17 protein-coding genes are annotated in these 16,657 nt (G+C 75.2%); 7 read left to right on the forward strand and 10 right to left on the reverse strand.

The window, feature by feature from the left end; genetic code table 11:
- Positions 1 to 66 precede the first annotated feature (66 nt).
- From CP968_RS02640 to CP968_RS02660, 5 genes are all read left to right on the forward strand, one after another.
- Positions 67 to 1,395: a sulfite oxidase gene (locus CP968_RS02640; RefSeq protein WP_150516438.1), complete on the forward strand. Its 1,329-nt coding sequence runs from the start codon at positions 67 to 69 to the stop codon at positions 1,393 to 1,395.
- Positions 1,396 to 1,501: 106 nt separating this feature from the next.
- Positions 1,502 to 2,311 (forward strand): VOC family protein, encoded by an 810-nt coding sequence (locus CP968_RS02645; RefSeq protein ID WP_229885867.1) that lies wholly within the window; start codon positions 1,502 to 1,504, stop codon positions 2,309 to 2,311.
- Positions 2,312 to 2,388: 77 nt separating this feature from the next.
- The gene (locus CP968_RS02650) at positions 2,389 to 2,577 is read left to right on the forward strand and encodes a DUF6381 family protein (protein ID WP_150516439.1); all 189 of its coding nucleotides are present in this window, start codon (positions 2,389 to 2,391) and stop codon (positions 2,575 to 2,577) included.
- A gap of 214 nt (positions 2,578 to 2,791) precedes the next feature.
- Positions 2,792 to 3,241 carry an SRPBCC family protein gene (locus CP968_RS02655; RefSeq protein ID WP_150516440.1) on the forward strand — a complete coding sequence of 150 codons (450 nt, stop codon included), beginning with the start codon at positions 2,792 to 2,794 and terminating at the stop codon, positions 3,239 to 3,241.
- Between the two features lie 38 nt (positions 3,242 to 3,279).
- The gene (locus CP968_RS02660) at positions 3,280 to 4,092 is read left to right on the forward strand and encodes a DUF1206 domain-containing protein (RefSeq protein ID WP_150521669.1); all 813 of its coding nucleotides are present in this window, start codon (positions 3,280 to 3,282) and stop codon (positions 4,090 to 4,092) included.
- Positions 4,093 to 4,180: 88 nt separating this feature from the next.
- Here CP968_RS02660 and CP968_RS02665 read toward each other — a convergent pair whose 3' ends face one another.
- On the reverse strand, positions 4,181 to 5,566 hold the full coding sequence (locus CP968_RS02665; protein WP_373303970.1) for a M64 family metallopeptidase: 1,386 nt from the start codon (positions 5,564 to 5,566) through the stop codon (positions 4,181 to 4,183).
- Between the two features lie 138 nt (positions 5,567 to 5,704).
- Between CP968_RS02665 and CP968_RS02670 the strand changes: the two genes are divergently transcribed.
- The gene (locus CP968_RS02670; RefSeq protein WP_150516441.1) at positions 5,705 to 7,084 is read left to right on the forward strand and encodes a helix-turn-helix domain-containing protein; all 1,380 of its coding nucleotides are present in this window, start codon (positions 5,705 to 5,707) and stop codon (positions 7,082 to 7,084) included.
- Here the strand turns inward: CP968_RS02670 and CP968_RS02675 are convergent.
- Positions 7,047 to 8,570: an MFS transporter gene (locus tag CP968_RS02675; RefSeq protein WP_150516442.1), complete on the reverse strand. Its 1,524-nt coding sequence runs from the start codon at positions 8,568 to 8,570 to the stop codon at positions 7,047 to 7,049. The genes CP968_RS02670 and CP968_RS02675 overlap by 38 nt on opposite strands.
- A 47-nt stretch (positions 8,571 to 8,617) precedes the next feature.
- The gene (locus CP968_RS02680; protein ID WP_167536749.1) at positions 8,618 to 9,202 is read right to left on the reverse strand and encodes a TetR/AcrR family transcriptional regulator; all 585 of its coding nucleotides are present in this window, start codon (positions 9,200 to 9,202) and stop codon (positions 8,618 to 8,620) included.
- A 193-nt stretch (positions 9,203 to 9,395) separates the two neighbouring features.
- Here CP968_RS02680 and CP968_RS02685 point away from each other — a divergent pair, with 193 nt between their 5' ends.
- Positions 9,396 to 9,917 (forward strand): DUF6328 family protein, encoded by a 522-nt coding sequence (locus CP968_RS02685; RefSeq protein WP_150516444.1) that lies wholly within the window; start codon positions 9,396 to 9,398, stop codon positions 9,915 to 9,917.
- Between the two features lie 72 nt (positions 9,918 to 9,989).
- Here the strand turns inward: CP968_RS02685 and CP968_RS02690 are convergent, their stop codons facing one another.
- The 7 genes from CP968_RS02690 to CP968_RS02720 form a co-directional block, all read right to left on the reverse strand.
- Complete coding sequence (locus tag CP968_RS02690) at positions 9,990 to 10,232, reverse strand: DUF6158 family protein (RefSeq protein WP_150516445.1); 243 nt, start codon at positions 10,230 to 10,232, stop codon at positions 9,990 to 9,992.
- Between the two features lie 126 nt (positions 10,233 to 10,358).
- Positions 10,359 to 11,420, reverse strand: a complete 1,062-nt coding sequence (hypE, locus tag CP968_RS02695; protein WP_150516446.1) for a hydrogenase expression/formation protein HypE — start codon at positions 11,418 to 11,420, stop codon at positions 10,359 to 10,361.
- On the reverse strand, positions 11,413 to 12,558 hold the full coding sequence (hypD, locus tag CP968_RS02700) for a hydrogenase formation protein HypD (protein ID WP_150516447.1): 1,146 nt from the start codon (positions 12,556 to 12,558) through the stop codon (positions 11,413 to 11,415). The genes hypE and hypD overlap by 8 nt, the downstream gene beginning before the upstream one ends.
- Complete coding sequence (locus CP968_RS02705) at positions 12,555 to 12,956, reverse strand: HypC/HybG/HupF family hydrogenase formation chaperone (protein WP_150516448.1); 402 nt, start codon at positions 12,954 to 12,956, stop codon at positions 12,555 to 12,557. Before CP968_RS02705 ends, hypD begins: the two co-directional genes overlap by 4 nt.
- Complete coding sequence (hypF, locus tag CP968_RS02710) at positions 12,925 to 15,306, reverse strand: carbamoyltransferase HypF (RefSeq protein ID WP_150516449.1); 2,382 nt, start codon at positions 15,304 to 15,306, stop codon at positions 12,925 to 12,927. Before hypF ends, CP968_RS02705 begins: the two co-directional genes overlap by 32 nt.
- Positions 15,306 to 16,196, reverse strand: coding sequence for a hydrogenase nickel incorporation protein HypB (gene hypB, locus CP968_RS02715; protein WP_150516450.1), 891 nt, complete (start codon positions 16,194 to 16,196; stop codon positions 15,306 to 15,308). The genes hypF and hypB overlap by 1 nt, the downstream gene beginning before the upstream one ends.
- A 3-nt stretch (positions 16,197 to 16,199) precedes the next feature.
- Positions 16,200 to 16,598: a hydrogenase maturation nickel metallochaperone HypA/HybF gene (locus CP968_RS02720; RefSeq protein ID WP_150516451.1), complete on the reverse strand. Its 399-nt coding sequence runs from the start codon at positions 16,596 to 16,598 to the stop codon at positions 16,200 to 16,202.
- Positions 16,599 to 16,657 lie beyond the last annotated feature (59 nt).

Consider the following 16,657-nt stretch of genomic DNA (forward strand, 5'->3'; position numbering starts at 1 on the left):
AGGTTCCCGCAGGTGGGGCCGGGCTCCTACGGTCCGTCGGGAATCGCGACCGAGGAGTGTTCCGCCATGCCCGTCGACCTGTCGGACGAGAGCCGTTACGACCGTGCGCGCCTGCGGCAGTGGGCGCGCGGCCGCGCCCGTTCCGCCGGGGTGGACCGGCGCGACCTGCTGAGGCTGTTCGCGGCCGGCGCGGCCGCCGGCGCCCTGACGGCGGGCGCTTCCGGCCCGGCCGGGGCGGCGTCCGCGCACGGCGCGCCGGACGCGGCCGCACCGGGCCCGGGCTCGGGTCCGGCCCGGGCGGCGGCCCCGGTCGCGCCGCCCGGCATCGTGAAGCCGCTCCCGCCGGAGCTGTTCACGGTCCGGGGCACCAACGCGGAGACGAACTTCGCGGCCCTGCGCGGTACGGGCCCGCTGACTCCGGTGGACCGGTTCTTCGTGCGCAACCACACCACCACCCCGCGCGTCGAGGCGGCCGGCTGGCGGCTGAACGTGTGGGGCGACGGGCTGGCCGCCGGCCCGGTGGAGTTCTCCTACGACCGGCTGCGGTCCCTTCCGGCGGTGGAGCGGACGCTGTTCATCGAGTGCGCCGGCAACGGCCGCAGCTTCTACACCACCCAGCAGGGCCAGCAGGTGACCGGCACCGCCTGGACCCTCGGCGCGATCGGCTCGGCCCGCTGGCGCGGGGCCCGGCTGTCGGACGTGCTGCGGCGGGCGGGCGTGACGCGCGCGGCGGTGGACGTGCTGCCGCGCGGCCTGGACGACGAGGTGGTGGCGAACGGGGTGAACCTCGGGCGGGTGCGGCGGCCGCTGCCGGTCTCGAAGGCGCTGGACGACGTGATCCTGGCGTACGAGATGAACGGGGGACCGCTGCCGCCCGACCACGGCGGGCCGGTCCGGGTGGTCGTGCCGGACTGGATCGGGATCTCGTCGATCAAGTGGGTCGGGGACATCGAGGTCAGCGCACAGCCGCTGTACTCGCCGTGGAACACCGACCTGTACCGGCTGTTCGGGCCCGACCAGCCGGCGGAGGGCAGCGCCCCGCTGACCCGGCAGACCCTCAAGAGCGCCTTCGAGCTGGAGCTCGGGGCGAGCGTCCCGGTGCACCGGACCCGGCTGCTGACCGGCCGTTCGTGGTCGGGTGCGGCGCCCGTGCACCGGGTGGAGGTGAGCACGGACGGCGGTGCGCGGTGGCAGCGGGCCCGGCTGCACGACGCGCCGCGGCGGGGCGGCTGGGTGCGCTGGTCGCTGCCGTGGACCCCGCGGACCACGGGCGCGGCCGCCCTGCTGGCGCGGGCGACGGACGCCGGCGGCCGGACCCAGCCCGCGACGGCGGCGTACAACACGCAGGGCTACCTCTTCGACGCGGTGGTGCGCCACCCGGTGACGGTGGTCTGACCCGGGCCGCGTACCGCCGGTGCAGGACCGTCCCCCGTTCCGTCCCGAAAAGGACGAGAATGGGACCGTGTGCCCCCGCGCGGGACGAACGGAGCGAGCCGTGAGGATGTCGACGAAGGAGGTCTTCGGAGCTCCGTGCTGGGTGAGCCTGATGGCGCGCGACCTCGGCACGGCGCAGCGCTTCTACGGGGCGGTCGTCGGCTGGAGCTACCGGCGGACCCGGCTCGGCGAGGCGTTCTCGGTGGCCGAGCTGGACCGGGTGCCGGTGGCGGGCATCGGTGCGCTCGCGGCGGACCTGGCCGTGCCGGTGGCCTGGACCCCGTACTTCGCCGTCGACGACGCCGACGCGGCCGCGGACCGCGTCCGCGAGCGGACGGGGACGATCGCGGTCGGCCCGGTGTCCTTCGCTTCCGGGGGCCGCGCGGCGCTGGTGTCCGACCCGCAGGGCGCGGTCTTCGGTATCTGGGAGGGCGCGGTCTCGGCGGACTGGCGGGTGGGCCGGGGCCAGGCGCCGGCTTGGCTGGAACTGCGCACCCGCGACGCCTTCGACGCGGCGATCTTCTACGGCGCGGTGCTGGAGTGGGCGACGGGGCGCTCCGGCTGCTGCGAGGTCTCGTACGAGGAGGACAGGGTGGTCCTGCGGCAGGGCGGCGAGCCCGTCGCCCGGCTCGACGGCGGTCCGGTCGAGCGCGCCGCCCGCGACCCGCACGCCCGGCCGCGCTGGCACGTCCACTTCCGCGTCCCGCACCTGCGGCGGGCGGTCGAGGAGGCCGTGGCGCTGGGGGGCCGGACCGTCTCGGACGTCACCTCCGACGCCACCGAACGCTGGGTGGCGCTGCGGGACCCGGACGGGGCCCTGTTCACCCTCACCGCGCCCCTGGGCGGCCCGGCGGCCGGGGGCGGTCACGCTCGGTGAGGGTTCGAGGTGCGGGTGGACGGTGGTGCTGGTGTCCTGATGTCGCCCGCTCTCCCCACGGCACACAAGGAGTGATCATGAGCGATGCAGGCGAGGCCCGCGGACGGTCGGGGCAGTTGCGCGCCAAGGCGCAGGAGCTGAACGAGGCGGCCGAACGGTCCACCGACGCGGACGAGAAGCGCAGACTGCGCGACAAGGCCCGCCGGCTCCAGGCGCAGAGCGAGCAGGAGGGCAAGCTCGACGACCGGGGCATGGACCCGCTCTAGCCCCCCTCGGCCGAAGCCCTTCCCTCCGCGGCCGGTGGCCGCCGCGACATCCCCGCGGCGGCCACCGGCCGCTCGCGGCCGCTCCCCCGTGCGGAGCATGGAGCAACCGAGTCCGGGTAGCCGGGTGTTCACAGCAACCGGCAGGCGGGCCGGGCGGCCCGGTGCTCCGGGGCGTCCGGGGCCGCACGGACAGGACGGAAGGAAGGGTTTCCCGATGTCGCACGTCGAGGAACACGTCGAGGTGAACGTCCCTCTGCGGACGGCCTACAACCAGTGGACGCAGTTCGAGGAGTTCCCGTCCTTCATGGCGGGGGTCGAGCGGGTCGAGCAGCGCGGCGACACCCTCACGCACTGGGTGACGAACGTGAACGGCGTGGAGCGGACCTTCGACGCACGGATCACCGAACAGCTCCCGGACCGGCGCGTCGCGTGGATGACCGAGGGCGCCGGCACGCGCCAGGGCGGGCTGGTCACCTTCGAGCCGGTCGACGCGACGACCACGGAGATCGTCGTGCACGTGAACTGGGTGCCCGAGGGCATCGCGGAGTCCACCGCGGACAAGCTCGGCTTCGTCAAGCGCCAGGTGGCCGGAGACCTCAAGCGCTTCAAGGCCTTCATCGAGACGCGAGGTGCCGAGACCGGCGCCTGGCGCGGCGAGGTCTGAGCGCCGTGGGCGGCGCAGTGGCGCGCGAGGGCGGCGCGATGGCACGCGGAGGCGTGCGGACCGCGTCCCGGGGCGGTACCGGCCGGGAGGTGGCGGCGCGGTGCGGACTGGTGGCGCGGGGTGTGCTGTACGTGCTCATCGGCGTACTCGCCGTCCGGGTGGCGTTCGGTGGCGGCGGCCAGGAGGCGGACCGCCAGGGCGCGTTGCAGGAGCTCGCGGCCCAGCCCTTCGGCAAGGTGCTGGTGTGGGCGGTCGGGGTCGGCATCGTGTGCATGATGCTGTGGCGGCTGTCGGAGGCGGTGTTCGGCGCCGCCGGTCCCGACGGCGACAAGGCGTCCAAGCGGGCGACGTCCGCGGCTCGGGCCGTGTTCTACGGGGTCGTGGCGTTCTCGGTGCTGTCCTTCGCGGCCGGCGCCGGCAACCGGCAGTCCGGAGACCAGCAGTCGCGGGACATGACCTCGAAGGCGATGGAACTGCCGGGCGGCCAGTGGTGGGTGGGCGCGGCCGGCGTGGCGATAGCCGTGGCGGGTGTGGTGGTCGCCGTCCAGGCGGCCCGGCGCACCTTCCGCAAGCACCTGGCGATGACCGGTGCTTCGCAGGGCGCCCGCAAGGCCGTCGACGTGCTCGGCATCGCGGGCGGCATCGCCCGCGGCACCGTCTTCGCGGCGGCCGGCGGCTTCGTCGTGTACGCCGCGGTGCGGTTCGACCCGGGCCAGGCGAAGGGCATGGACGACACCCTGCGCTCGCTCGCCCAGACCCCGGCGGGCCCGTGGCTGCTCGTGGCGGTCGCGGCCGGGCTCGTCCTGTTCGGTCTGTTCTCCTGGGCCATGGCCCGCTGGCGCCGCGTCTGACCCGCGCCGCCACCACGACACCGGCCGGCCGCCGGCTCCCTCCGGGGGCCGCGGCCGGCCGTCGCGTCACCGCGCCCGGGACGGTCGGCTACAGCCGCACGGACCACTGCGCCGTGGAGGTCAGCCCGCGGGCGGCCTCCGGATCGCGCACGGAGGGGGTGCGGTCGCGGACCGTCACGGCGAGCCGGTGCGCGCGCAGGTCGAACAGCCACAGGTCCGCCACCCGCACCTCGGTCCGGCCCGCGAACCGCCCCAGCTCCCGGCCGTCGAGGTACCAGCGGACGTCGAGCTGCCGGCCGTCCGCGCCGGCCAGCCGGGGCACGGCCACCCTGGCGGTGTGGCGCGGGCGCAGGGTGCGGTCGACCGGGGTGAGCGGGGTGGCGGTCCGGGCGTGCCGGTGGAAGCCGGCGATCATCGCCTCGACGCCGGGCAGGTTGAAGGGCTTGCCGAGCACCCGCATCAGGGAGCCGTCGGTGGGGCGGTACAGGCCGCCGACGTAGTAGCCGCCGCCCTCGTAGGTGCCGACCGTGCCGCCGTCGGGCGACTGCTCGCCGAGCCAGCGGTACCACTTGGCCTGCTGCGCGGCCATCCGGTCGGCCGGCAGGGTGCTGGTGTTGGAGTCGGCCGGTTCGGGACCCGTGTACCGCTCGTAGTCGGGGACGCCCGGGTAGAAGTACTCGTCGGCGAGCTTGCCCAGCGAATGGCCGGTCTCGTGGATGGCGACCTGACCGGACTTGGCGTGGCGGTGGCCGGCCGAGGCGGTGGATATGCCCTCGTAGCCGAGGGTGGCGCTGGGTTCGTTGTAGCCCGCCCCGCCGTACTTGGCACTGTTGGCGAGGACGATGACGAGATCGGCCTCCGGTGCCTTCGCCACGTACGCGTCGACCTTCGGCTGGTCGACGCAGAGCAGCCGTTCGATGTCCTCGCACCAGAAGTACGAGCCGAGCGCGGTGTCGCGGACGGTGGCCGGGTCGGGGTCGCCGGAGACGCCCGAGTCGCGGGACACCGCGTCGACCGTCCACACGTTGAAGAGGTCGCGGTAGGTGGTGTACGGCTCGACGGCCGTGACCTCGGCCCACTTCTCGCGGGCGTCGTCGTGGAACCGGGCCAGTTCGCCGGCCGTGTACCCGTCGCCGATGACGACCACGTCGAGCCGGTCGGCCGCGGGGCCGTTGTCGATCAGCTTCGCGACCCCGCCGTCCGCGGCCCGCTCGGCCGGTGAGAGCCGGCCCGCGGCCGCGGTCCGGCCGCCGGACGGCACCCGCGGCACCAGGACGCGGCCCGATCCGGCCGCCTCGCCGTGCTCGGGTCCCGGCACCTCGACCTGCACCCGCGCCGCGCCCGGCCCGGCCGCCGCGGCGGGGATCGCTGCCGCGCCGGCGGGCCCGGCGGCCGACAGCGCCGCGGCGGCGCACACCGCGACGACGGCGGCGGCGCAGCGCCCCGCCCTTCTGGTTCGCCTGACTGGGTCCACGGGGTCCTCACCGGATGAAGGAGTTGAGTGCGGGTGTAAGCACGCTGAATCAGTTGCTTAAATTAGGGGGCGCGCGGACGGTGCGCAATGGCCTGCTCCCCTTGGACGAAGGGGAGTTCGCACCTCCTGGGGGTCTTCATGGACGAACCGGCCCGCATCGGCCGCCGTGTTCACCACATGCGCACGGAACTGGGCCTGACGCAGAAGCAGTTGGCGCAGCCGGCCTACACCCCCGCGTACATCTCCACGCTGGAGTCGGGCCGGGTGCGCCCCTCGGAGACCGCGCTGCGCTTCCTCGCGGACCGGCTGGGCACCTCGTACGAGGAACTGGCCACCGGCCGCCCGGCCCACCTCGCGACCGAGCTGCGGCTCGCCCTCGCCGACGCGCAGCAGGACCTCGCCCGCGGCGAGGCGGGCGGGGCCGCGGACCGCTACCGGGCGCTGCTCGCCGACGCCGAACGGCTGGAGCTCGTGGCCGAGCAGGCGGAGGCGCGGCTCGGGCTGGGCGACTGCGCCCTGGAGGCCGGTGAACTCGGCGAGGCCATAGGGCAGTTCGAGGAGGCGGAGCGACTGCTCGCGGCGGAGCCGCTCCCCCGCCGGGCCCGCGCGGTCCGCGGCCGGGCCGTCGCGCACCTGCTCGCCGGGGAGCTGCGCTACGCCTGCCACCTGCTGGAGTCGGCCATCGACGAGCTGGGGACGAGCGGGCTCGGCGATCCCGAGGCGTTGGTACTGCTGTACGCGGCGGTGATCGGGCCCTACATCGACATGGGCGCCCATGCCCGGGCCGCGCACGCCGCCGAGCTCGCGCTCGCCCTGGCCCCGCACGTGGAGGATCCGGCGCTGGTGGCGGGGATGCACCGGCAGGTGGCGCGGACCTTCCTCGCCGAGGGGCGGCTGGCCGACGCGGACGCCTCGCTGGCCAAGGCGCAGGCGATCTACGGGCAGTTGCGGCTGCGGACGGACCTCGCGCACTGCCACTGGATGCGCGGCTACGTGCAGGCGCAGGACGGGGACCTCGTCGCGGCCGAGCGGGAGCTGCGCACCGCGCGGGACATGCTCTCCGCGCGGCGCGCCGCGCTGTACACGGCGCAGGTGGAGGTGGAGCTGGCGGACGTGCTGCGCCGGCTGGGGCGGTGCGGGGAGGCGGCCGGGCTGCTGGCCGAGGTGGTGGAACTGGGCGAGCGTCACGGCGCCGTCCACGCGGGCGGAGCCCACCGGCTCCTCGGCCTGATGGCCGAGGAGCGCGGTGAGGCCGAGGCCGCCGAGGAGCACTACGTGCGGGCGCTGGCGCTGCTGGAGCGCAGCGGGGCGACCGGGGACCTGGCCGACCTGTGCCGGCTCCTGGGCGACCTGCTGCGGCGCGCGGGCCGCACCGAGGCCGCTCTGGACGCCTACCGCACCGGGCTGGGCCACCGGGCGGCGCCCGGCACCACGACCCTGGGGCCGGCGCCGGCCGCCCCGGTGCTGCGCACGGCCCCGGTCAGTGGTTCTCGGTCGGCCGCAGGTCGCGCGGAATGAGCGACCAGGTGGTGGCGGCCGCGGCCACCGCGAGGACGCCGGCCAGCAGGAACGCCGGGGTGATCGCCAGGGTGTAGGCGTGCGAGGCGGTGTCGAGCAGGGCCTGCCCGACGGCGCCGCCGAGCCGCTCGGCGGTGTGGGCGGCCTCGCCGACGGAGTCGCGCACGGCGGCCGTGGAGGGCCCGTCGAGGTCGAGGGCCGGCAGATTGCCCCGGTAGAGGGCGGCGGCGGTGGAGCCGAGGATGGCCACGCCCATGGCCGAGCCGAGCTCGTAGCAGGTCTCCTCGATGGCGGCGGCGCTGGAGACCTCGTGGGCGGGGGCGGCCGAGATCAGGGTGACCGAGGCCACCGTGGTGGCGAGTCCGGCGCCCAGGCCCATGACGGTGAGGGCGACGGCGAAGGCCGGGTAGCCGAGGTCGGTGAACTGCTGGAAGGTCCAGGGCAGGGCCATTCCGGCGGCGAGGACCACCAGTCCGGCACCGAGCACGTGCCGGATCGCGAAGCGCTGCATCAGGGCGGGGGCGACCATCGACGCGCAGATCAGGGCGAGCGGGGCCGGCAGCAGGCGCAGGCCGGCCTCCAGCGGCGTGTAGCCCTGGCCGTACTGGAACCACTGGGTGACCAGGAAGAGGATGGCGCCCATGCCGACCATCGGCAGGAAGATCGCGGTGGCCGCGACGCTGAAGGCGGGCTTGGCGAACAGCCGCACTTGGAGCAGCGGGTTGTCCAGGCGGAGCTGGCGGCGGACGAAGACGGTCAGCGCGACGGCGGCCAGGATCAGCAGGGCCCAGGGCAGCGGGTCGGCGATGCCGCTCTTGCCGAGCTGCTTGATGCCGCCCGCGAGGGCGAGCATGCCGACGATGGACTGGCCGACGCCCCACCAGTCCCAGGCTCCGGCGCTGCGCTCGGAACGCGACTCGGGGAGGTAGCGCAGGCCGGCCGCGACGATGAGCGCGGCGACGGGGAGGTTGAGCAGGAAGGCCGAGTGCCAGCCGTAGTCCTGGACCAGCAGGCCGCCGACGACCGGCCCGAACGCCATGCCGCCGCCGAAGACGGCGGCCCAGACGGCGAGGGCGAAGGCGCGTTCCCTGGCGTCGGTGAAGACGCTGCGCAGGATCGACAGGGTGGCGGGCATGATGGCGGCGCCGCCTATGCCGAGGAGGGCGCGGGCGGCGATCACGTGCCAGGCCTCGGTGGAGAAGACGGCGATCAGCGAGGCGACGGAGAAGATGCCGAAGCCCGCCATGAGCAGCCGCTTGCGGCCCCAGCGGTCACCGAGCGCGCCCGCGGTGACGAGCAGGCCGGACAGGGCGAGCGCGTAGACGTCGATGATCCACAGCTGCTGGACCGCGCCCGGCTGGAGGTCGCCGACGAGCGAGGGGAAGGCCACGTTGAGGATCGTGGTGTCCATGGAGATGAGCAGGAGGCTGCCGGAGAGGATCGCCAGGACGATCCACCGGCGGGGGTCCTGCGTGGGGGTGTGCATGGGATTCCGTTCTGGGGTCGTGCACGGGGTGTTCGGGTCGGTCGGGATCAGGGCGCGCCGGGCGCGGCGGCCCGCGGCCCCTCGGCGGGCCGCGCACCGCCGAGGAAGGAGGTGAGCACGAGGCGGCCGGTCTCGCGGGGGGCGAGGTGTCCGTCGCGGACGCCCTCGGCGGCGGCGTCGAGCAGGCCCCAGAGCGAGTACCAGATCCAGTACGGCGGCAGGTCGGCGCGCAGCCGGCCCAGCCGCTGGCCGAGGGCGAGGAAGGCCAGGGCCCGCCGGTCCTGCCGGTCCACGCCGGCCCGGAACTCGGGGTCGGCGAGGACGGTGGCGTCCCGGGTGGTGAACCCGTAGAGGTGCGCGGCCGGGAGCAGGGCGACGACCAGGTCCTCCAGGGCCGCGTCGAACGCGGCCCCGTCGGCGGTGTCCGGCAGGTCGACCGGGCCGAGGCAGCCGTCGACGACATGGATCGCCCGGACCGCGACGGCCTTGAGCAGCGCCTCGCGGGTCGCGTAGCGGCGGCTCAGCGTGGCGCGGCTGGTTCCGATGCCGGCGGCGATCTGGACCATCGACGCGCTGTGGTCGCCCGCGAGGACGCGGGCGGCGCCGTCGAGCAGTTCTTCGTGGTGCACCATGTCGAATGAGCCTCCTTCGCCTCGAACGATACAAAGATGTCTCACTTGAGGCAACTCTGAACCGAACGGCCGTGCGACGGGAGGTCTGGGGCGGCGAGGTCGGGAGATCGTCCCGACGTACCCCCTCCGGGCATGGCCCCGCGGCGCCCGGGTAGACGCCGACCAGCGAAGACACCGAATGGGGAGGCGTGCCATGCAGGACGACGGCAGAAACGAGAGCGCGGAGGAACGCGCGGACCGGCAGTGGCAGGAGCTGGTCCAGGAGATACGCGTCGCCCAGACCGGTGTGCAGATCCTCTTCGGATTCCTGCTGACGGTGGTCTTCACCCCGCACTTCCAGGGGCTGGATCCGACCGACAAGACGATCTACATCGTCACGGTGATCCTCGGCTCCATGGCCACGGGCGCGCTCATAGGGCCCGTGGCCTTCCACCGCATCGTCTCGGGCCGGCGCATGAAGCCCCAGGCCGTCGCCTGGGCCTCGCGGCTCACGTTCCTCGGCATCGTCCTGCTGCTGGCCACGCTGACCTCCGCGCTCTTCCTGATCCTGCGCGTGGCCACGCACGACGACCACGTCCCGTGGATCGTGGCCGGCGTCATGGCCTGGTACCTGCTGTGCTGGTTCGCCCTGCCCCTCTGGGCCCGGATCCGCTACACCACGGACGGCCCGCAGGACGAGCACGCCACCGCGGACCGGAGCGGCGCCGGAGCCTGACCGCCGCGGGCGCCCCGCCGGGCCGTCCGCGATCCGGTCCGCCCGAGCGAGCGGATCGCTCCCCGGCCCCCGTCACTCCCCGCCCGCGCGGGCCCGGGCGCCCGAGCGGGTGCGGCCCGCGGTCTGGGCGCGCTGCGGATGGCGGCGCACGTACTCGCGCTCCAGCTCGTCCATGCGCTGCGTGTGGGTCGCCAGCGCGTCGTCCGACCCGTGCAGCAGGGTCTCGTGGCGCGTGCGGTGGATGGCCTCCAGCTCCTTCAGGAGCCGGCCCTCCTCCAGGTTCCGCGCCGACGGACCGCCGTCGTGCTCCGCCATGGCACACGCACCTCCCGTAAGACCGCGCGACCCCCGTGGAGACCAGCGTAGGTCCGACCGGCGGGGGCGCGCGCTCCGGGCTCCGCCGGCCGGGGCGCGCGGTCCCCGGCCGGCCGCGGCCGCGGGTCAGCAGATGCGGGGCAGCTGCTCTCCGATCGGCAGGTCCACCACCCGGGTGCCGCCGAGGCCGGTCCGGGCCACGACGAGCCCCGGGTGGGCGTCCACGGCCTCGCCGATCACCCGGGCGCGACGGCCGAGCGGGTGGGCGCGCATCGCGTCGAGCACGGCGTCGGCGTGCTCCCGGGGGACGAAGGCGACCAGCTTGCCCTCGTTGGCCACGTAGAGCGGATCCAGGCCGAGGATGGCGCAGGCGTTCGCGACGGCCTCGGGAACCGGTACCCGGCCCTCCTGGATGACGACGCCGGTGCCCGAGGCGGCCGCGATCTCGTTGAGGGAGGCGGCCAGGCCGCCGCGCGTGGGATCGCGCAGCACGTGCAGGTCGGGGGTGACCGCGAGCATCGCCTGGACGAGCCCGCCGAGCGCCGCGCAGTCGCTCTCCACGTCGACGCCGAACTCCAGCCCCTCGCGCACGCTCATGATCGCCACGCCGTGCAGCCCGATCTCGCCGCTGACGATGACCACGTCGCCGGGCACGACCCGCTGGGCCCTGAGGTCCACGCCCTCGGGGATGAGCCCGATGCCCGAGGTGTTGATGTAGACGCCGTCGCCGTGGCCCGCCTCGACCACCTTGGTGTCACCCGTCGCGACCTCGACGCCCGCCGCGCGGGCCGCCGCGCCGAGCGCTTCGGCCACCCGGGCCACCACGGACATCTCCACCCCCTCCTCCAGGATGAACCCGCAGGACAGGTAGGCGGCCCGGGCGCCGCTCATGGCCAGGTCGTTGACGGTCCCGTTGACCGCGAGGTCGCCGATGCTGCCGCCGGGGAAGAACAGCGGCCGCACGACGTAGGAGTCGGTGGAGAAGGCCAGCCGCGCGCCTCCCAGCGTGACGGCCGCCGAGTCGCCCAGACCGGCCAGCACCTCGCCGCCGAAGGCCGGGGCGAAGAGGTGCTCGACCAGCTCCGCGGAGAGGGCGCCGCCGCCCCCGTGGCCCATCACCACGCGGGGCCGGTCGCGCAGCGGGGCCGGGCAGGTCCAGCCGGTCACGTCCAGTGCGGTGTCAGACAACGGGGCTCGCCTCCAGCGGTGCGGCGGTGCCGGCCTGCGGGGCCGGGGTGAGTTCCAGGCGGCGGTACAGGTAGTACGCGGCGCAGGCGCCCTCGCTGGAGACCATGGTGGCGCCGAGCGGGTTGCGCGGGGTGCACAGGGTGCCGAAGGCCTCGCACTCGTGCGGTTTGAGGAGCCCTTGCAGCACTTCGCCGCTGCGGCACTCGGCGGGCTCGCGGGTCTGGATGCCGGTCACCGAGAAGCGGTGCTCGGCGTCGAACTCCCGGTAGCGGGCGGAGAGCCGCCACCCGCTGTCCGGGATGATCCCGATGCCCCGCCAGGCCCGGTCGGTGACCTCGAAGACGTCTTCCAGCATGGCGAGGGCGGCCGGGTTGCCCTCGGGACGGACGGCCCGCGCGTAGGCGTTGTCGACGGTGTGCTCGCCGCGCTCCAGCTGGTGCACGGCCCGCCGTACGCCCTCCAGGATGTCCAGCGGCTCGAAGCCGGTCACCACGATCGGGACGCGGTGGCGTTCCGCGAGGCCGGGGTACTCCCCCGTACCCATCACACTGCACACGTGTCCGGCGGCGAGGAAGCCCTGGACCCGGCAGCTCGGCGACCGCATGATGGCCTCGATCGCGGGCGGGACCCGGACGTGCGAGACCAGCAGGCTGAAGTTGGCGATGCCCAGCTTCTTCGCCTGGTACACCGTCATGGCGTTGGGCGGGGCGGTGGTCTCGAAGCCGATGCCGAAGAACACCACCTGGCGCGCCGGGTTCTGCCGGGCGATCCGCAGGGCGTCGAGCGGCGAGTAGACGACCCGTACGTCGCCGCCCTCGCTGCGCACCTGGAACAGGTCGCGGCCGGTGCCGGGGACGCGCAGCATGTCGCCGAAGGAGCAGAAGATCACGTTCGGCCGGGAGGCGATCTCCAGCGCCTTGTCGATGACCTCCAGCGGGGTGACGCACACCGGGCAGCCGGGGCCGTGGATCAGCTCGACCCGCTCGGGGAGGAGCTGGTCGATGCCGTGCCGGATGATGGTGTGGGTCTGGCCGCCGCAGACCTCCATCAGGGCCCAGGGCCGGGTGACCGTCGCGTGGATGTCGTCGAGCAGCCGGCGGGCGAGCTCGGGGTCCTGGAACTCGTCGATGTACCTCACCGGCCGCCCTCCTCCCGCGCCGCGCCGACGGCCGGGACCGCGTCGTGGCCCCGCACGCCGTCCGCCGCCCCGTCCGGAGCGGCGTCCGGAGCGGCGTCCGGAGCGTCCGCGAAGGGCCACTCGCCGCCGCCGGCCTGTGCGGCCTGCTCCCACGGATCTCCGAACTCCTCCTGGAGCATGCCCAGTTGCGCGAAGAGTTCGAGCGTCTGCCGGGCCGATTCCTCGTCCAGCCGCTGGAGCGCGAAGCCCACGTGGACGATGGCGTACTCCCCGACCTGGAGGTCCGGCAGGTACTCCAGGCACACCTCCTTCTGCACGCCTCCGAAGGCGACGGTGGCCATCCGGGTTCCGTCCCGCTCCCCGATGTCAAGCACTCGGCCGGGTACCGCGAGGCACATGGGCTTCTCCTTGCTGTGGGTGGTGTTCCGTGGCACGGGCCGCCGCCACCATGAGCTGGCCGAGGGACAGCCCGCCGTCGTTGGGCGGGACCCGGCGGTGGCGCAGGACGGTGAAGCCGTGCCCGCTCAGGGCGCGGGCGCAGGCGGAGGAGAGCAGGGTGTTGGCGAAGACCCCGCCGGTCAGGGCGACGGCGGTGAGCCCGTGGCGCTCGCGGGCGAGGCCGCAGAGGGTGGTGACGAGGTCGGCGACGCAGGCGTGGAAGCGGGCGGCGACGACCTCCTGCGCCACGGCCGCGCGGACGTCGGCCACCACCGCGGCGAGGACGGGGGCCGGGTCGGCGGTGAGGGGCCCGCCGGGGCGGCCGGCCGGCCCGCGCAGGGCGAAGGCGTAGCCGGGTCCGGGCGGCGCGGGAGCCGCGAGGGCGGCCGCCTCCAGTTCGACGGCGGCCTGCGCCTCGTACCCGGCGCGCTGGCAGACGCCCGCGAGGGAGGAGACCGCGTCGAAGAGGCGGCCCATGCTGGAGGTGGGGACGCAGTTGAGGCCGCGGTCCAACTGGGTGGCGAGGACGCGCAGTTCGTCGGCCGGGCAGGCGGCCGTGCACGGGAGGTCGGCCGCCCAGTCGAGACCGGCGGCCCGCAGGTGGGACAGGGCCATCCGGTACGGGCGGTGCACGGCGGCGTCGCCGCCCGGCAGGGGGACGGGGGCGAGGTGGGCGAAGCGGGTGTACCCGGCGTAGTCGGCCAGGAGGAACTCGCCGCCCCAGACGGCCCCGTCGTCCCCGTACCCGGTGCCGTCGAAGGCGACGCCGATGACCCGCGCGGTGCCGTCGAGGCCGTGCTCGGCCATCGCGGAGGCGATGTGCGCGTGGTGGTGCTGGACGCCCACCAGCGGCCGGGCGCCGGCGGCCCGCCGGGCCCACCGGCCGGAGCGGTAGCCGGGGTGCCGGTCGGCGGCCAGCAGCGCGGGGGTGACGCCGGTGAGCGACTCCAGCTGGAGCTCGGCCCGTTCGAAGGCGTGCTGGGTGGCGAGGTCGGCCATGTCGCCGATGTGCGCGGAGGGCCAGGCCCGGCGGCCCTCGCCCAGGCAGAAGGTGTTCTTCAGGTCTCCGCCGACGGCGAGGATCGCGGGCACGGACAGCGGGAGGTCGACCGGGAGGGGGGCGTAGCCGCGGGAGCGGCGGACGAGCAGCGGTTCGCCGTCGCAGATCCGCACCACCGAGTCGTCGCACGGGACGTGGATCGGCCGGTCGTGCGCGAGCCAGGCGTCGGCGAGGCCGGCGAGCCGCTCCAGGGCCTCGTCGTCCTCGGTGACGATGGGCTCTCCGGAGAGGTTGCCACTGGTCATCACGAGCAGCCGGGGCCCGGGCGGGTCGCCGGGCAGGCCGAGCAGGAGGTGGTGGACCGGGGTGTACGGGAGCATCACGCCGAGGTCGGGACTGCCCGGGGCGACGGCCGCGGGCAGCGCGTCGGCGGCGGCCGGGCGGCGGCGCAGCAGCACGACGGGGCGTACCGCGCCGGTGAGCAGGGCGCGCTCCTCGGGGCCGATGCGCACGAGGTGTTCGACGTCGCCGGGGCTCCGGGCCATCAGCGCGAACGGCTTGTCTCCCCGCGCCTTGCGGCGGCGCAGCTCGGCCACGGCTCCGGCGTGGGTGGCGTCGCAGGCGAGGTGGTAGCCGCCGAGCCCCTTGACCGCCAGGATCGCACCGGCGGCCAGCAGGCGACGGGCCTCGGCGACCGGGTCGGCGGCGGACACCGCGCGGGGCGGGTGTCCGGCGAGCAGGCGCAGCCGGGGGCCGCAGTCGGGGCAGGCGACGGGCTGCGCGTGGAAGCGCCGGTCGGCCGGGTCCGCGTACTCGCGGGCGCAGTCGGGGCACATCGGGAAGCGGGCCATGGTGGTGTGGGCGCGGTCGTACGGCAGCCCGGTGACGATGGTGAAGCGGGGCCCGCAGTGGGTGCAGGTGATGAACGGGTGGCGGTGGCGGCGGTCGGCCGGGTCCGCCAGTTCGGCGAGGCAGTCGGCGCAGGTGGCCACGTCCGGGGAGACGAGCGTGCGGGCGGGGCCGCCGGTCAGGGAGGCGACGATGGTGAACCCGGCGCCGCCCGCGACCGGGACCTCGCAGTGCTCGACGGCGTCCACGACGGCCAGCGGCGGCGCGTCCGCAGCGAGCCGCTCGCAGAACGCCGACACGGCCGCCGCGGCCCCCTCGACCTCCGCGACCACGCCGTCGGGGGTGTTGGTGACGTGCCCGGCGAGGCCGAGTCCGGTGGCGCGGGTGTACACGTACGGCCTGAAGCCGACGCCCTGCACCACCCCGGTCACCGTGACCCGGCGGCGTCGCACGGCCTCCATCAGCGGGACCGCGCCACGGCGGGCGGGGCGCCGTGCGGGGGCGCGGCGGCGGTGCGGGGGTGCTCGTGGTCGTGGCCGTGGTCGTGACGCCCGCCCCCCTCCCCGTCGCCGTGACCGTGGTCGTGGTGGTGCGGCCCGTCGCCGTGGTCGTGGACCTGGCCGGCTCCGTGGTGGTGGCCGTTGCCGGGGCCGGCCGGCGTCCCGCCGCGCGCCATCACCGGCGCGTGCGCCGCGCCGCCCGCGCCGACCGCGAGGGCCCGGTCGAGCAGCGCGCCCACGCCCTGGCCGCCGCGCGCCGAGGTCAGGACCACCTCCACACCGGGGTTGACCCGCTGGACGTTGGCCCGGAAGGCCGCTTCGTCGAACTCGACGGCCCGCGCGATGTCGGTCTTGGTCACCACCACCAGCTGGGCGAGCCCGAAGGCCGTCGGGTACTTCAGCGGCTTGTCCTCGCCCTCGGTGACGGAGGCGAGGACGACGCGCAGGCTCTCGCCGAGGTCGTAGGAGGCCGGGCAGACCAGGTTGCCGACGTTCTCGACGAACAGCAGCCGGGTGTCCTCGGGGAGCCAGCCGTCCAGGTGGCCGCCCAGCATGTCCGCTTCCAGGTGGCAGAGCCCGTCGGTGAGCACCTGCTTGACGGGGACGCCCGAACGGGCCAGCCGCACCGCGTCGTTCTCGGTGGCCAGATCGGCCGTCAGCGCGGCGACCGGGACGCCCCGTTCGCGGGCGAGCAGCAGTTCGCGCTCCAGCAGGGCCGTCTTGCCGCTGCCCGGGCTGGACAGCAGGTTGACGACCGCGGTGCCGCGCGCGGTGAGCCCGGCGCGCAGGGCGTGCGCCGCCTCGTCGTTCTTGGCGAGCACCGCCTGGCGTAGATCGACCACTCGGCACATGGTTCAGGCCTCCTCGGGGATGGGTTCGCGGGTGGACGTGTCGGGGGCCGTGCCGTCTTCCCAGTGCACGGCGGCGATCTGCAGCTCCCGGCCCGAGAGCAGGTCGACGTCGGCGGCGCTGCCGCACCCCGGGCAGCACAGTTCGGGGGGCATGCCGACGGGCCATTCGGTCGTGCAGGAGCCGCAGCGGGCGCGGGCGACGACGGTATCGGCGATCAGTTCGGCGCCTTCGAGGACCGTGCCGGCGCAGGCCAGTTCGAAGCAGAAGGCGAGCGCGTCGGGGACCACGCCGGCCAGTTCGCCCACCTGGACGCGCACGGTCGTGACGGCGGTCGCGCCGGCGGCCCCGGCCGCTTCTTCCACCTGGCCCACGACGGCCATGGCGATCGACATCTCGTGCATCGGACTCCGTCCTGCCGGGGCTCATTACACCGGCAGCCGGACGGCGCCGGGGACGGCCA

It is taken from the genome of Streptomyces subrutilus, from assembly GCF_008704535.1.
GTDB lineage: Bacteria > Actinomycetota > Actinomycetes > Streptomycetales > Streptomycetaceae > Streptomyces > Streptomyces subrutilus.

What these genes read in the sequence shown, in the direction of transcription:
- CP968_RS02640 (WP_150516438.1), top strand. Translation starts at nt 67, where the DNA reads ATGCCCGTCGACCTGTCGGACGAGAGCCGTTACGACCGTGCGCGCCTG.
- CP968_RS02645 (WP_229885867.1), top strand. Translation starts at nt 1,502, where the DNA reads ATGTCGACGAAGGAGGTCTTCGGAGCTCCGTGCTGGGTGAGCCTGATG.
- CP968_RS02650 (WP_150516439.1), top strand. Translation starts at nt 2,389, where the DNA reads ATGAGCGATGCAGGCGAGGCCCGCGGACGGTCGGGGCAGTTGCGCGCC.
- CP968_RS02655 (WP_150516440.1), top strand. Translation starts at nt 2,792, where the DNA reads ATGTCGCACGTCGAGGAACACGTCGAGGTGAACGTCCCTCTGCGGACG.
- CP968_RS02660 (WP_150521669.1), top strand. Translation starts at nt 3,280, where the DNA reads ATGGCACGCGGAGGCGTGCGGACCGCGTCCCGGGGCGGTACCGGCCGG.
- CP968_RS02670 (WP_150516441.1), top strand. Translation starts at nt 5,705, where the DNA reads ATGGACGAACCGGCCCGCATCGGCCGCCGTGTTCACCACATGCGCACG.
- CP968_RS02675 (WP_150516442.1), bottom strand. Translation starts at nt 8,570, where the DNA reads ATGCACACCCCCACGCAGGACCCCCGCCGGTGGATCGTCCTGGCGATC.
- CP968_RS02680 (WP_167536749.1), bottom strand. Translation starts at nt 9,202, where the DNA reads ATGGTGCACCACGAAGAACTGCTCGACGGCGCCGCCCGCGTCCTCGCG.
- CP968_RS02685 (WP_150516444.1), top strand. Translation starts at nt 9,396, where the DNA reads ATGCAGGACGACGGCAGAAACGAGAGCGCGGAGGAACGCGCGGACCGG.
- CP968_RS02690 (WP_150516445.1), bottom strand. Translation starts at nt 10,232, where the DNA reads ATGGCGGAGCACGACGGCGGTCCGTCGGCGCGGAACCTGGAGGAGGGC.
- CP968_RS02705 (WP_150516448.1), bottom strand. Translation starts at nt 12,956, where the DNA reads ATGTGCCTCGCGGTACCCGGCCGAGTGCTTGACATCGGGGAGCGGGAC.
- hypF (WP_150516449.1), bottom strand. Translation starts at nt 15,306, where the DNA reads ATGGAGGCCGTGCGACGCCGCCGGGTCACGGTGACCGGGGTGGTGCAG.
- hypB (WP_150516450.1), bottom strand. Translation starts at nt 16,196, where the DNA reads ATGTGCCGAGTGGTCGATCTACGCCAGGCGGTGCTCGCCAAGAACGAC.
- CP968_RS02720 (WP_150516451.1), bottom strand. Translation starts at nt 16,598, where the DNA reads ATGCACGAGATGTCGATCGCCATGGCCGTCGTGGGCCAGGTGGAAGAA.